This is a genomic window from Thermoplasmata archaeon, from assembly GCA_038874435.1.
Taxonomy (GTDB): domain Archaea; phylum Thermoplasmatota; class Thermoplasmata; order Lutacidiplasmatales; family SKW197; genus SKW197.
On record JAVZCK010000031.1, the window covers coordinates 1 to 13,783 of the forward strand.

Genomic DNA, 13,783 nt, shown 5'->3' on the forward strand with positions numbered 1-13,783 from the left:
AGAAAAACCTTAATCAGAAAACTTAAAATATAACCAGACAATCTCGGCACTGGGATAACCATGAGTTGGACACAGGCAGAAGTAAGAGAACTGAAGGAAGGCAGATACATCATAATAGACGATGAACCATGCAAAATTCTGAGCATCCAGACCTCGAAACCAGGGAAACACGGAGAGGCAAAGGCGAGGATAGATGCAGTTGGCATCTTCGATGGCTCAAAGCGAAGTGTTGTGTTTCCAGTGAAGCACAAAGTTCAGGTACCAGTTATAGACAAGAGAAGTGCACAGGTGCTTGCAATTACTGGAAATGAGGTGCAATTGATGGACATGCAGACCTATGAACAGTTCACTTTGCCGATTGACGAGGAAATGAAAGCTCAGATAGAGACAGGGAAAGAAATTCAGTATGTTGAGGCAATGGGCAGAAGAAAGATAATGAGAATTTAGTTATGGCATCGTTGCTCAAGTTTGCAGATGCTTCTGCAGAGTTTGCAGAGGCACAATTCGTGATTTTTGGTGCTCCCTTTGATAGAACAACTTCGTTTAGGCCAGGCGCAAGATTTGCACCGAATGCAATTCGTGAGCATTCCTACAATTTCGAAACATTCCTTTTTGAGCATAATCTCGACCTTCTGGATGTCCCGTTCTGTGACCTCGGAAATCTTGAGGAAGTTGGAGATGTCGACCAAATGGTCGAGCTGGTCCAGCAAGCCACTGCAGAGATTGTAGGTGCTAATAAATTCCCAATCATGCTTGGTGGAGAGCATTCGGTCACAATAGGAGCTGCAAGATGCTTTAAGGACACTGGCTTTCTCATCGTTGATGCACATCTGGATTTTAGGGAGAGCTACATGAATTCAAAGAACAATCATGCATGCGTCACAAGAAGAATTTTTGAGATGGCTGGACATGATAATGTGGTTTGTTTAGGTATTCGCTCGATTTCAAGGGAGGAATTTGAGACAAATGAAAAAGTACAGTTCATTGATGCCTTCCAGATAAATGAGGAAGGAATTGAAAATGTTGCGAAAAGAGTCATGAATATGCTAAGATTTGAAAAAATTTACTTCTCGCTAGACATAGATGGAATTGACCCTGCTTTTGCACCAGGCACAGGAACACCAGAACCATTTGGTCTAACTCCACTCCAGATAAAAAAATTAATTCATTTTATTGCACCACGGCTTGTTGGTTTTGACCTAGTGGAGGTTTCTCCCCCATTTGACAATGGAAACACTGCTGCCCTTGCATCTAGAATTGTACGTGAAGTGATTGCATCCGTCTGGAAATTCAGGAAGTAGTGATTTTTTTCACTCTTTTCTTAGGGAGGAGGAGAACGAAACCAAGGAGAATAATTAATCTTGCAATGAAACCAATTGTCCAACCACACATACCTGCGAAGATGTAGCCAGCACCGTAGTAAAGGGGTCCAAAAATTGCAAAATCCATCCCCCAGAGTAAGAAACCAATTCCTACGATCCTAAGGCCTATATTCCCAGTTCTTAAACTTCCCTCATTAAAAAAGTAGAACACTATAAACAGGAGCACAGGATTTGAAAAGAGATTTGTAAATGTTGCTCCCCAAAGTGGATTCTCTAGAAAGAGATAGATAATCCCGGAAACACCTATATGGAAGAACAGAAATAAGCCAGGTATGAAATATCTATAATGAAAATTTAGTTCAAGTAGATGAGCGATGCCCAGAAAGAAAAGAATGTCTGAAAGCACTATTAGGAAATCCCTCAGAAATGCTATGGCGATAGGTAGCGGTTCAAACAGAGAAATGTAAGTTCTGATAGAAATCATGGCCCAAGCGACAGTCCATACAAAAATGTGTGTTTTCTCTGCCTTAATGTTGATACCTAGCAGTAATGTAAGCATAACTGACATTGCAACTGCACTAAGTTCCATGATTGTTTTTATTCCTGCGTAATCCAAGTTATTCTCCCATCATTTCACATTTTTTGATTTCCTTTCTTATCTCTCCTATTATATTGGTTGCATTAAGCTTAATTGCAAGTTTTTCTGCTTTTTTCAGAATTTTGAGTGCTGAGCCATATTTTTCCTCAGCCCAGAGCAGACGAGAGTATTCTATGTATGTGAAGATGAGGTCGTTGTATCCTTCAGCCCTCTTCAGGTAAGCAAAGCATTTTTTGAAGTATCTCTCAGCCCTTTTAAAGTCCTTCATCTCCCTGAATATCATCCCGAAAGCCATAAAAGTGATTCCAATCATCATCAGGTCCTTCATTTTCCTAAAGTATTTCAGGGCTTCCTCCGCATTCTCCCTAGCTTTTTCAAAATTGTGTAGTTTTGCATAGCATTCTGCGAGGTTTTCAGTCGCATAACCCCAGATACGAATGTTACCGGATTTTTTCCCTAGTTCCTGGGCTTTCAGATAATAATAAACTGCTTCTGACACATTTCCTGAGAGTTTATTTGCCTCGCCAATGTTGTTATAAGCCCTAGTAAGCTGATATTCATCTCCAATTTCTGTGAGAATTTTTATTGCCATCTCAAAATGACGAATTGCACTTTTGTAGTCGCCCATTGAAAGGTAGATGTTTCCTATGTTTATGTTGCTCTCACCAGCAAGCTTCTTATCATCAATTCTTGCAATTTCTTCAGCAGCTTCAACGAGCATTCCCACTGCTTCCTCATATTTTCCCAATCTCCAGTAAGTTCGTGCAATTCCATTTATAGCTTTTATTTTCATTGCTGGGTCATCACAAATCTCGATGGATTCTCTGTACTTCCCTGCTGCTTTCTTCCAGTGGTTGTTGTCATAGTAAATGCTTGCTTCAAGCAAGGAAATTCTACATAAATGCTGGCGTTCTTGATATTTTTCCTTCATTCTTTTTAGGGAGAGGAGTGCCTTTTTAGAATGACCATTTTCGTGATAGTTTCTAACTAGTGTCAATTCATGTTCAAAGTCCTGCTGCATCGTTATGTTGAATTGAAACGAATATTTATACTTTTCACAATACTATTGAGAAGCCGAAATAATGGAGACAATAACAAGTTAATATCCAATCAACAATCTTTTCTCTTTTTTTTCCTTCGTTTGCACAAGGTCCTCAAACTTCGGAGAGTAAATTGGAATTGCAAATTTTGTAAAAATGGAAGTTACAAGCGCTTCCCCCTTCTCCAAACTTGCAATTAGCTTTGCATCTGTGGAAAGATCTTGCGATGCGGACTCAATCAGCGTTTTCCTCTCGATCAGCATTTCCGTGCCTAGAATTATTTTTGTATTGATGTTTGCAAGCACTTCGTTAGGAATGAGAGAAGCAAGTTGGGTCACGCCAATCAATCCAATTTTGAATTTTCTACCTTCTCTTGCAATACTGCTGAATATACTTTCCTCGTTTCTCAGTACTCTTGGGGCTTCTTCCAGCACAATGCTCACCACAGGACTTTCTTCAAGCCTTCCTTCTTTCTTTCTTTTTTTGTATTCTTCGAAAATTTCCCTTGCTAACGCACTTGCCAGTAGCAGTTCAGCTTCATTGCTCATAGTAGAGGCATCAATCACTACTTTTTTTCCGCTGATAAGGAAGTTTAAAATCTCTGAGATTGTGTTTAAACCATATCCTGGTAATGTAGTGAAAATCGTCTTGCTTTCTTCTCCGTAAAACCGTTCCATTGCGAAACTAAGTTTTCTCTTTAGGGCTGCAATTGTATCCACCTGAACAACTTTCAAATTCTTTGCAAGTTCTTCCGGTTCCAAATCAAAGAGGATGTGTAGCCATTTATCTTTTTCTTTTCCATAAAGGACATACATTGCCTGACTTTGGGCATCACTTAGGTTAACGACACCATTGAAATCCCATGGCTTTATGTCTTTTACATTTACAGCTAATGTGCGAACATTTTTTCCATGCAGATTACCGGAGGACGTGGTATAATACACGAGATTTTCATCAGCACCTTCTACATCCTTCAAACCCTTTCCACTTCTTCCAAAGTATTCATCGTGGGGGTCTATGATGAGAACACCACAATTTCTGTTCTTCAAGATGCTTGCGAGCATGACTTTGAGAAGGTTGCTCTTTCCTCTCCCGGTTGTTGCGGAAATTAGAATATGGTGGGTAAGTGATTCCACAAGCGGTATTCGAACAGGAATCTCTAGGTTTTTGGAGCCACTGCGCAAATTACCAAGAAAGACACCATCCTGGTTCTCCTTTTTTAGAAACTCAAGAAATTCTGGCGAGACCTCTCGGACAGTGCAAAAAAACTCTGGTAATCGTTTAGGAGCACACACTTTTTTTTCTGTTCCTTGCAATCGTACCTCTAGCACCGCCTTTGCTTTTGCAATCACATAATTCTGGATTTCTCCTTCAATAAACTCTAGCTTTTCCTTGTTCTCTATTTCCAATCCGCTTGTTAGCTCCAGATGTGATTTTTCAAGCTGGCTCCCAAATTCAAGGTCGTAAACTTGGAGGAGATATGTCGGATTTTCACCAGCTAAAAGCAAGCTTCCAATTTCAATATTCGCACCCTTTTTTGCTCTTATTAGCAGCTCACCAAAGCTTCCATAAACAATCTGGCCACACACTTTCATATTCATCCCTCAATATTTGCTTATCAGGTCGTGGGCATCTAATGACTTTATCGCTCTCTGAATTTTTTTATCGTTACCGAGCATCGAGAGGAGTCGCAGATATAAAGGTTTACCTTCCTTCTGCTCTACCCTTGCGATTTTATCTGCAGCGAGGAGGATGTAGGGGTAGCCCGGAAAGATATGGTTTTTGCTGTGGATGTGTAGGATTGAGAGGAGCGATAGAGGTTCAGGTAGGGTCTCACGCATCACTTCGAATCTAAATGCATAATCCATTGAATTGCAGAATTTCACAAAATAGATGTCTGCATTAACTTCTGGCTCGAGATTCTCTGCGATCGGAAAATAATACCATGGTGCCTCAATTCTCCATTGCTCTGCAAGTGACTGGAGCACCTGTGAGACAGGAATTCCTGTGTCTGTGAGAAGAGAACAGGTTTTTGCGAGTGCTATAAGGCCAACACCTTTGTTTCTTGCTTTTGCAAAGACCTCTTTTGCAATTCCAGCTTCAGTTTCGTCGCTACTCTGGAATATGCCATCACGAAGCACAACATCGCCTTCTTCCATAAAATCCAGGATGCGATTGAGGTAAAACCATTCAGCATACTTTCTTCCATAGTTTGAAATCACAGACAGTGGCTTAAGATTTAAATCCCACAGTGTCTCCATTCTACCCGGCTCTGCGGTGAGTGTATAATTGCGTGGGAGAAAGTCCGCATGCTCTCTTTTAACTGGGAAGTAGGAGATATGGAATTTCTTACCGTCAGTATCAAAAATAGTTCTCACAACGCAGAAACACTCCACTCTCTGTGGGAATTTGTTTTTCATCCTCTCAAGTCCTTTGAATGTTACACTCGCAATTCTTACAACAGATACTGAAAATCCAGGCGTAGAAAGGATTTCAAGGTTTCCTCCGTCAACACAAGTTAGATTCCCTTGCATTTCAGTCATTAGATTTCCTATTTCTCGAAAATTTGCTTTATCAAACCCCACAGATATATACTGATCACTGCTGAGATAGGGGAGACCAGGGGCACCAGTACCAAGCTCCATCAAAGTTTGGACAACCTTCTGAATTGCTTCTTCTGGCATGTTTACGAGATTGGAGAAGAGTATTTTAAGATTTGGAATGCTGTTTCTACTTACCCCAATAACTCCCTTACTTTTTCTCTTCCGAACAAAATGATGCCAAGGGCAAATAGCATGCAGCCGCCTAATATAAACAGAGAAGCAATATCAACAAATGCAAGAATAGCAGAAACAGTGAGCATTGACACTAAACTCATTGTCTGGAATGTGGCATTCATAACAGAAAGCACTCTTCCTCTTGCCCTGTCTGGAATTGTTTTCTGCGCAATTGCTGCAGGTGGTGTGTTGATGAACACCATAAGAAAACCGACGAAAAAGAAGCCAGGAACTACAACAAACAGATGTGGAAAGAGGGCAAGAAGTGCAATCAGGGCGCCACTGGATGTTCCAGCCACAAGAAGGTCAGCATTTTTTGTGGTTTTGGGAAGCGAGGAAATAACTGCACCACCGGCAACAGCACCGATGCCAAAAATTGTTTCAAGGTAACCGACCCAGACAATATTCAGGTGCATCACATCCCGCACAAAAAGGAGGTAGAGCACATTGACGGCACCAGCAAACAACATAATGATTGAGAAAGCAATAACGATATATTTCACAGGCGGAGTTCGCAGCAGGATTCTTAGTCCTACCTTCATACCCCTCGCCACTGTGTTTACATTTGCGGGAGGATGGTTCCCGGGGTTTTCACTGTACTTTAACGATAGCACCATCACCGCTGAAAATAAATAGGAAGCAGCATCAATCAGAAAAACGCTTTCCACCCCAAACATTGCAATCAACAAACCGCTAGCAGAAGGAGAAAGCACATTCATTGCATACATCACCGATTGCGACATTGCGTTCGCTCTGAGTACATTTTCCTTGCCAACTATGTTTGGAATTATTGCACCTCTAGACGGGAAAAAGAATCTGGAAAGTGTTGAAATCAGAAAAACTACGAGGTAGATTGCCCAGAGCGTAGACAGTACTAGGAGTAGACAAACAGCCAGAGCCCTTAAAACATCAGATGCAATCATTGTGTGCTTTCTGTTCCATCTATCCACAAAGACACCCGCAAATGGGCCAATCAAAATTACTGGTATTGAGATGGAGATGAAAATGATACTGGTCTCAAATGCACCGCCAGAGTGAATGTATAGAGCCACCATTATGAAACCAAGGAACGCTACACCATCTCCGAAATCAGAAACTCCTTGGGCAATCAACAACTTTACGAAGTCCTTGTTTTTTAGGAGGTTGTTCTTCTTCGTCACATTAACAAATAACAGTATGAAGTATATAACGAATCTGAAAAGTTTTAGCCAATAATTGACCGATGTTTATGGAGTGGTTGGGAGTAAGACGGGCAAAACAGAATATAACGGGCCCGTCGGGACGAGCAACAGGATTACAATGCCAAGGTTGGGAGTAAGACGGGCAAAACAGAATATAACGGGCCCGTCGGGATTTTCCTGGCTCTAATGTCTCCACTAAAACCATTTTGAACCCGAGTTTGAGGCTCCGGAGGCCTCTGTGATATCCAAACTACACCACGGGCCCATTACTTCTTAAATTCAGTATAACCGCATCTACCACAGGACACTCTGTTTTCGTGCTCAGCGAGAAAGTAACCAGGTCCACATTTCGGACAGGTTTTTTTCTTTCTGTTCAGCTTATCACCAGAAACCTCGTAAATTTTCGTCAGACTTTCTTTCGACATTCGAATCACCCTTACTTTGCCTGTTGTGCACCAGCCGTCTCCTTTTTCTTCTTCTCTTTCAACTTATTTCGGACGAGCACAGGCACCCTTTCTATCCCCAGTGCATCCTTATTCTTGTAGACCTTCGCATAACCTTCGGTCTGATTTACGCCATACTTCTGGTTCAAATGGTCTACGACAAGTGTGTCCTGGTTTACAGACAGCACCTCTGCAAGTTTCGCTCTGATATCATCTCTTTTTGGTGTCCCGCTCTTGTCATGGATTACTTTGAACCTAACTTCCGTTCTATCCAGCAACACATTTTCTCTTTTCGAGATTATCTCTATTTCCATTTTTGCACCTCCATCTCTTTCAGTGCTTCATTTACATTTTCCTTTAATTCTGCTGTCACCTGTAGGAGTTGCATCCCAACATCAGGTATACCATATATAACTTTTGTCCCTATGTTTCCCAGGATAATACATGCAAGGGCAGCGAGGTCTTCTTCCCCGTTCACCTCTATCAATGTGGGGTTTTCTACACTATAGGCATATCCAACAGCGTCCCACAGTTCCTGAGTGATTGTGGACTGTGGATTTCGAACCCGTATCCCAAGCCAGAAATCTGGCGGGATTTTTGCATTCAGCTCGTTTTTAACAAGCCAGAAGATTCTATCATATCCAATCAGCCCCAGTATTTTTGCCTTTGCCTCCTCAATAGAAAATCTTTTGGTTGCATAGTCCACAATACAAATTTTCGGCTTTATCCCAGCTTCTAGTAGAGAAATTGTACACACATCTCCGATGCAGGCAATTTCCTTTGGATTCAAGTCCTTTAACTCATCCACTTTTACAATCTTTCCCACAATCCTTCCAAATCGTCCTCTTAACGTATCTGGCATCTTCCAGCGTACGACCGGCTCATCTGACACGGAGGGCATATTTACCATTTTCATTTCTACCATTCATCTTTGCGAGTTCAGATTTAGTGTGGTCAACTACAATAAGATAGCCCTGCCAGTCTCTTGTGGTCGGAGTTCCACATCTTGGGCATTTATCTGCGTCTGTAAGCATGAGACAGCTCTTACATGCTCTTAAAGTCACCTGTGGCATTTTTCCACCTCTAGCTTTGCTGCCTTGCTGCAGCAGCTTCTAGCCATTCCATTCTCCCTAGTCCTGGTTGTCTCATAGTGAGACCGATTCTTGAGTCCTGGGGTGAAAATTCGTTCAAGCTCACCGCAACTATTCTTACTCGCACTCTGTTTCCAACCCGCAGTTCTCTCCGTGTATCCTTTCCAAGAAGTCGTTGGTTATGCTCATCTATTTCAACACGATCATCCATTATCTGGCTGATGTGTAAGAGAGCATCAAATGGTCCGATTCTCACGAATGCACCATACTTCATGATTTCTACGACTGTACCCTCGATTACCTCACCAATGACTGGCTTGAAAAAGAGGGCATCATATTCGACCGTCTGATATACACCCCCATCACCATGGACTATTGTGCCCTCTCCTTTCAATTCTACATTTTTTATCAGAACAATCATTCCCTTGTCGCTCAGGATTTTACCCTCCTGATTCAGGGTTGCAATCTCTTTTGCTACTTCCTCGTAATTGTCACCAAGACGTGAAGGGGGTATTCGGACAACATCTTCAACTCGCTCGATGAAATACATGGTAATCCACCGTATAATTTTACTAAACTACACAAACTCCTCTAATATTTAACTGTTTGTGTTTGTGTCAGCGGCATCGCTTGGCTTCTAATAGGTTTGTGTAGGGATTGTTTGCTGTGAAATAGGGTCTCAAAAGATTTAATTATACAGTCCTTATTACCTCTCTCGATGAAGAATGAAGAAAGTGCTGAAAGCTACATGAGAGTCCCTTTGCCAGATAGATCTAAAAATGAGATGTTTGCAATTGCACATCAATTACTGGGTTCTACACACATCAGGGTGATATGTGAGGATGGCAAGTCACGGCTTGGCAGAATTCCTGGCAAGATGCGAAAGAAGAAGTGGATTCGTGAAAATGAGTTGCTTATTGTGCGACCCTGGTCCTTTGAGGACGATAAAGCAGACATAGTCCACAGATACTCTAAAACCCAGGCAGTGAATTTAAGCAAGAGAGGCAAGCTTCCGCCTGTAATTGATATATTCTCTGGTATGAAAATTGATGAGGAATCCGAGGAGATTGAAGGAGAAAATGAGGGTTAGAATTCTGCAGCTTACTGACATTCATGCCTCTCGGAGGGGACTAGAAACTCTTAAGGGAGCAGTCCTCTCGGAGAAGCCCGATCTTGTGGTTATTTGTGGTGATATTACGCATTTTGGACCCTATGAATTCGCGACGGAATTGTTGAAACAATTGAACCACAAGGCATTTGTCGTTCTTGGAAATTGTGATATGCCAGACACATTTGAGAAAATCTCAGTGCAGGAAAATATCACACATCTTCATGGAATAAGTCAGGACTTTCAGGGCGTGAGATTCTCTGGTTTTGGCGGGGCTAATGGGACGCCCTGGGCTTATGGGAATCTATACAGCGAGGAAGAGATTTACGAAGGATTGAAGAGAATCGTTGACGAGAAAACGGTTCTTGTAACCCACACGCCTCCTGTATCTTTTGTGCGTGCCAGAATATCAGAGGAGATGGGAAGCGTAGCGGTTGATAGAATTGTCCATGAAAAAAAGCCAGTTGCAGTACTCTGTGGACATATACATGAAGCAAGTGGCATTGAAAGAATCTTCGGGAAGACACTGGTTGTGAACCCTGGCCCGGCAAAACATGGGAAGTATGCTGTGATTGAAGTGGAAGGCGAGAAAGTGGAGGCGAGAATAAATGAAGATTGAGAGAATTGAGTTTGAGAAGGTGGAGATTCCAAGGAAAAAGATGTTTGTGATTGCAACTGGAAGCTCGGACAGATACACTGGTGTCCTTGTTAAACTTTATACAGATGGAGGGATTGTTGGCATTGGTGAGGCCTCGCCATCAAGGGGAGTTACAGGTGAAACCCCAGAGACAGTTTGTGCAGTGCTGCCAGAAATTGAGAAAAAAATAAAGGGACTTCACATAGAGGAACATGAGAAGATAAGGGAGAGATTGGGAGGGATAAAAGGGAACAGTGCTGCAAAAGCAGGTGTGGAAATTGCATTGAATGATGCCATTGGCAAGGCAACTGGAATGCCTGTCGCAAAACTTCTTGGGCTTTATAGGGAGAGCATCACGACATCCATTACAATTGGTATTGAAAGCAAGGAGGAGACACTGAAGGATGCAGAAAGGTTGCTTGCTGAAGGTGCAAAGGTGCTGAAGGTGAAAATCGGGTTAGATTGGAGGGAAGATATAGAGCGAATTAAAGCGATTCGTGAAAAATTTGGTTATGGATTCAGAATTCGGGTGGATGCCAATCAGGGTTACAGTGTGAAAAACGCAATAAAGGTTGTGAGAGAAATTGAGTGTTTAGAGATTGAGTTTATAGAGCAGCCAGTGAAATGGTTTGATATGGAAGGACTTGCTGAAGTTACTCGTGCCTCGCCGATTCCTGTGATGGCGGATGAGGCAGTGCATGATGCAGATGACCTTCTACGGCTTGCAAGGGTACGAGCATGTGACATGGTAAATATAAAGCTGATGAAGTGCGGTGGAATAAGAGAAGCGTATCTGATTGCGAATCTAGCAGAGAGATTGGGAATGGAGTGCATGATTGGATGCATGAGCGAAACCAGGGTAGGCATCAGTGCTGGCACCCATGCAGCTCTGGGAATAAAAAACATCTGTTATGCAGACCTGGATGGGCACATAGACCTTGCTGGCGATGTTGTCAAAGAAGGAGGGGTACTTACCAAAAACGGAGAAAATACAGTGCCCCTGCACCTGCCAGGCATTGGATGTCTGCTCTGAATTCACATTTCTAGATAGAGTTCAATGAATCTGTCTAGTGCATCATCGTAGAAGCTTTCTCTGTAGGTTATGAAAGTTTCTTTCACTTTCTCTGGCTCTTTAAGTGAATAAAGGTTCTCATTCTCTTCCTTAGTGGCTGAAATTATTCCAGTTTTCAGCAATCTTGTCAGGTGGGTGGAAACCACAGATTTGCTTTTGCCAACTAGCTCTACAAGCTCTCCAAACTTTCTGGGCTTTTCAAGAAGCAAGAGCAGAATTTTTCTGGGCACAGATTCCCGCATGAACATTATGAGCGAACTCTGGCTGTAGGAAAATGCATATGGGAAATAGCATTTCTTCTTCTCCTTTACTTCTGTGCGGATGAGCCCAGAGTTTTCAAGCACATCTAGGTGGTAGGTGAGCATTCCCATGGCCAGTCCTGTCTGCCTTTGCAGTTCTCTGAGATGTAGTCCTGGATTTTTTAAGATTGTCTGGTAAATTTTTCGTCTCACCTCAAGTTCAAGGGCGTCCATCATCTCACTTTAGCATTGCTAGGTAGAATAGGAGCACAATCACTAGGTTCAGGAAAATGAATTCAATGTGAAGAGGGAAATCAAATGTGAGAAGACCAATTGCAAGACTGTAGAGGGCTTGCCCAAAGAAGAGAAGGTAAGCACCAGCCACAAAAACAAATTTCATTTTTTTTGTCCGCTGGTATGCAAGTAAACCGAGTCCTGCAAGTAGAGCCGCAACGATTGCCAGCAATCCACACGCAAACGCACCTAGCATGAGCACATATTCGTTCATAAAAGGAGATTGTAGATTAAGTATATAAATAACATTGCCAAGGATGCCTCATTACCTTACGACCACATCAAATCTGTTGCTCACAGCCACATTCTCTTTTTCATCACTGGTTTCAACAATACAGTAGAGATTTATTCCATATTTGTGGGCAAGGTCTGTGAGGTCCTTTATAAAACCCAGGTACTTGTTAAAGTCAATTCTGAGCTTTACCACATCGCAGCCATCTATTACAATGTGTCTAATTCCATTTTTTATTCCATCCTTTATAGCAACAATGAAATCAGTATCTACTGCTTCTGGCTTGATTGTCTTTATATCATCTATGTCTATGTCAGTAATCCAGTAGTAATCTGCTTTCTCAAAGTATTTCTCAACCTTTTTTGGATGGGTTCTAGTTATCACCAGCACCTTTTCATTCTGTGGAATTTGTCTAGAGATGGTATCCAGCGTCTCCTCTTTCCTGTAATGAAGATGAGTTCTAACATTTTTCTTTTCAGGTTCAATGGAAGGAAGCTTGATTTCTTTGTCAAATATTGATGTGAGCATCTTTCTTTTATCCTCATCAAAGAATGCAGGTCTGACTTGCGTAATAAATGTGGAGTTTGTTGTCGAAGCCACATCCACGATGTCCTTCAGGAAGTTTGACACAGCTTCAAATCCGCATTTTGTAGTGAGATACTCAATATCATCAATAAGGACGGTTGAGCCAGGATTTTCTCGCATGAAGTTGATTATGCTTTGTGCAATTTCAAAATCAAGACGTTCAGGGCTCGCTGCCTGTTCCTCTGTTTCAACTTCAGTAATCCATATAATTGGCAGTTTCTCAATTTTAAACGCACTTCTGACTGCTGCAGGTGGTTTACCTGTGACGCAGAGCCCTGGCTTTTGTGTGGAAAGTGTGCGGAGCAGGAAGTAGGGAGCATTTGTATGATTGTCAACAATGACATAGTTGTAGCCGTGCTCCACCATGAACGGTATTTTCTCCTTAACTCCATCCGTTTTTTCGGTTTCAGCAGTTATCGAAAGCAGTCTGTACTTTGAGATTGCATATCCAAGCAAGATTGTAGAGAAGCTCATAACCAATGAGGTGGGATCTGGAGCACTGAAATACCACATATTAAATGCGTTTCCAACAAGAGGAACAACCACTGCAAAAATGAGAATTCTCGCCTGGTTTTTCTCAATTTTCGTTCTTGCCTGTTTTATTGAGATTGCAAGCGAGATGATACCTAATATAAGAACTAGATACTGGTATGCTGCATACATCCACCATATAAGCGTCCAACTGCCATAGTATTTTCCTGGTGCGGTTGGCTCCTCAACATATTTTGAGAAAAAGAGGTTGGTGAATGGGCTGGTAACACAGATTATTTCAAACACTCCAGAAATTCCAAGAAGCAGAATAAATATCCATTTTTTGTTGAGGATGTTGCGCCAGATTGGTACAGCATTTGCCATGAAAAAGAAAGCAGGACTTATTAGAATTATTCCCACATACTTAAAGTGGTAAAATGCAAGCATTAGATTCAGATCGTCAGTAAGCCAGTATCCCGTTTCACCCAGGAGCCAGATGACAATCACAGTAGAGAGAAATAGAAACAGTTTGTTTTTTCTGCCTTTTGGATCAGCCCAGTAGCCTCGATGGGCAACATACATTGTGGCTATTGCAGTCAGGAGAAAAATTATGCCAAAAAGATAATACTTAATTACCATCCAAACCTGTGAATGTGATGAAGAATATAAAATTTCGGTGCAGAAACCATGAGA

18 protein-coding genes and 1 tRNA gene are annotated in these 13,783 nt (G+C 41.9%); 5 read left to right on the forward strand and 14 right to left on the reverse strand.

Annotation, left to right across the window (positions count from 1 at the left end):
• Nucleotides 1-60 precede the first annotated feature (60 nt).
• Nucleotides 61-447 carry a translation initiation factor IF-5A gene (locus QXD64_08360; protein MEM3397320.1) on the forward strand — a complete coding sequence of 129 codons (387 nt, stop codon included), beginning with the start codon at nucleotides 61-63 and terminating at the stop codon, nucleotides 445-447.
• 2 nt (nucleotides 448-449) lie between these two features.
• Nucleotides 450-1,301, forward strand: a complete 852-nt coding sequence (speB, locus tag QXD64_08365; GenBank protein MEM3397321.1) for an agmatinase — start codon at nucleotides 450-452, stop codon at nucleotides 1,299-1,301.
• Here the strand turns inward: speB and QXD64_08370 are convergent.
• The 11 genes from QXD64_08370 to QXD64_08420 form a co-directional block, all read right to left on the reverse strand.
• On the reverse strand, nucleotides 1,291-1,938 hold the full coding sequence (locus QXD64_08370) for a hypothetical protein (protein ID MEM3397322.1): 648 nt from the start codon (nucleotides 1,936-1,938) through the stop codon (nucleotides 1,291-1,293). The genes speB and QXD64_08370 overlap by 11 nt on opposite strands.
• 1 nt (nucleotide 1,939) lies before the next feature.
• Nucleotides 1,940-2,941: a tetratricopeptide repeat protein gene (locus tag QXD64_08375; protein MEM3397323.1), complete on the reverse strand. Its 1,002-nt coding sequence runs from the start codon at nucleotides 2,939-2,941 to the stop codon at nucleotides 1,940-1,942.
• A gap of 78 nt (nucleotides 2,942-3,019) precedes the next feature.
• Nucleotides 3,020-4,555 carry an ATP-binding protein gene (locus QXD64_08380; protein MEM3397324.1) on the reverse strand — a complete coding sequence of 512 codons (1,536 nt, stop codon included), beginning with the start codon at nucleotides 4,553-4,555 and terminating at the stop codon, nucleotides 3,020-3,022.
• A 9-nt stretch (nucleotides 4,556-4,564) separates the two neighbouring features.
• Nucleotides 4,565-5,644, reverse strand: a complete 1,080-nt coding sequence (locus QXD64_08385; GenBank protein MEM3397325.1) for a DNA double-strand break repair nuclease NurA — start codon at nucleotides 5,642-5,644, stop codon at nucleotides 4,565-4,567.
• 50 nt (nucleotides 5,645-5,694) lie between these two features.
• Complete coding sequence (locus tag QXD64_08390) at nucleotides 5,695-6,897, reverse strand: MFS transporter (GenBank protein MEM3397326.1); 1,203 nt, start codon at nucleotides 6,895-6,897, stop codon at nucleotides 5,695-5,697.
• 179 nt (nucleotides 6,898-7,076) lie between these two features.
• Nucleotides 7,077-7,183, reverse strand: a tRNA-Arg gene (locus QXD64_08395).
• A 1-nt stretch (nucleotide 7,184) separates the two neighbouring features.
• Nucleotides 7,185-7,343, reverse strand: a complete 159-nt coding sequence (locus QXD64_08400; GenBank protein ID MEM3397327.1) for a 30S ribosomal protein S27ae — start codon at nucleotides 7,341-7,343, stop codon at nucleotides 7,185-7,187.
• An 11-nt stretch (nucleotides 7,344-7,354) separates the two neighbouring features.
• On the reverse strand, nucleotides 7,355-7,675 hold the full coding sequence (locus QXD64_08405) for a 30S ribosomal protein S24e (protein ID MEM3397328.1): 321 nt from the start codon (nucleotides 7,673-7,675) through the stop codon (nucleotides 7,355-7,357).
• On the reverse strand, nucleotides 7,666-8,253 hold the full coding sequence (locus QXD64_08410) for a DUF359 domain-containing protein (GenBank protein ID MEM3397329.1): 588 nt from the start codon (nucleotides 8,251-8,253) through the stop codon (nucleotides 7,666-7,668). The genes QXD64_08405 and QXD64_08410 overlap by 10 nt, the downstream gene beginning before the upstream one ends.
• Complete coding sequence (gene spt4, locus QXD64_08415; protein MEM3397330.1) at nucleotides 8,243-8,434, reverse strand: transcription elongation factor subunit Spt4; 192 nt, start codon at nucleotides 8,432-8,434, stop codon at nucleotides 8,243-8,245. The genes QXD64_08410 and spt4 overlap by 11 nt, the downstream gene beginning before the upstream one ends.
• Nucleotides 8,435-8,444: 10 nt before the next feature.
• Entirely contained in the window at nucleotides 8,445-9,002 is a 558-nt protein-coding gene (locus tag QXD64_08420) for a DNA-directed RNA polymerase (GenBank protein MEM3397331.1), read from the reverse strand.
• Between the two features lie 168 nt (nucleotides 9,003-9,170).
• Here QXD64_08420 and eif1A point away from each other — a divergent pair, with 168 nt between their 5' ends.
• The 3 genes from eif1A to QXD64_08435 are packed head-to-tail and all read left to right on the forward strand — an operon-like array spanning nucleotide 9,171 to nucleotide 11,230.
• On the forward strand, nucleotides 9,171-9,542 hold the full coding sequence (eif1A, locus tag QXD64_08425; GenBank protein MEM3397332.1) for a translation initiation factor eIF-1A: 372 nt from the start codon (nucleotides 9,171-9,173) through the stop codon (nucleotides 9,540-9,542).
• Complete coding sequence (locus QXD64_08430; protein ID MEM3397333.1) at nucleotides 9,502-10,179, forward strand: metallophosphoesterase; 678 nt, start codon at nucleotides 9,502-9,504, stop codon at nucleotides 10,177-10,179. Before eif1A ends, QXD64_08430 begins: the two co-directional genes overlap by 41 nt.
• Nucleotides 10,169-11,230, forward strand: coding sequence for a dipeptide epimerase (locus tag QXD64_08435; GenBank protein ID MEM3397334.1), 1,062 nt, complete (start codon nucleotides 10,169-10,171; stop codon nucleotides 11,228-11,230). Before QXD64_08430 ends, QXD64_08435 begins: the two co-directional genes overlap by 11 nt.
• Before the next feature lie 2 nt (nucleotides 11,231-11,232).
• Here QXD64_08435 and QXD64_08440 read toward each other — a convergent pair whose 3' ends face one another.
• Genes QXD64_08440 through QXD64_08450 form a run of 3 tightly spaced genes read right to left on the reverse strand, consistent with a single transcriptional unit; the run spans nucleotide 11,233 to nucleotide 13,729 of the window.
• Nucleotides 11,233-11,742, reverse strand: coding sequence for an ArsR family transcriptional regulator (locus QXD64_08440; protein ID MEM3397335.1), 510 nt, complete (start codon nucleotides 11,740-11,742; stop codon nucleotides 11,233-11,235).
• Between the two features lie 4 nt (nucleotides 11,743-11,746).
• Nucleotides 11,747-12,016 (reverse strand): hypothetical protein, encoded by a 270-nt coding sequence (locus QXD64_08445; protein MEM3397336.1) that lies wholly within the window; start codon nucleotides 12,014-12,016, stop codon nucleotides 11,747-11,749.
• A 51-nt stretch (nucleotides 12,017-12,067) separates the two neighbouring features.
• Complete coding sequence (locus QXD64_08450) at nucleotides 12,068-13,729, reverse strand: DUF835 domain-containing protein (GenBank protein ID MEM3397337.1); 1,662 nt, start codon at nucleotides 13,727-13,729, stop codon at nucleotides 12,068-12,070.
• Nucleotides 13,730-13,783 lie beyond the last annotated feature (54 nt).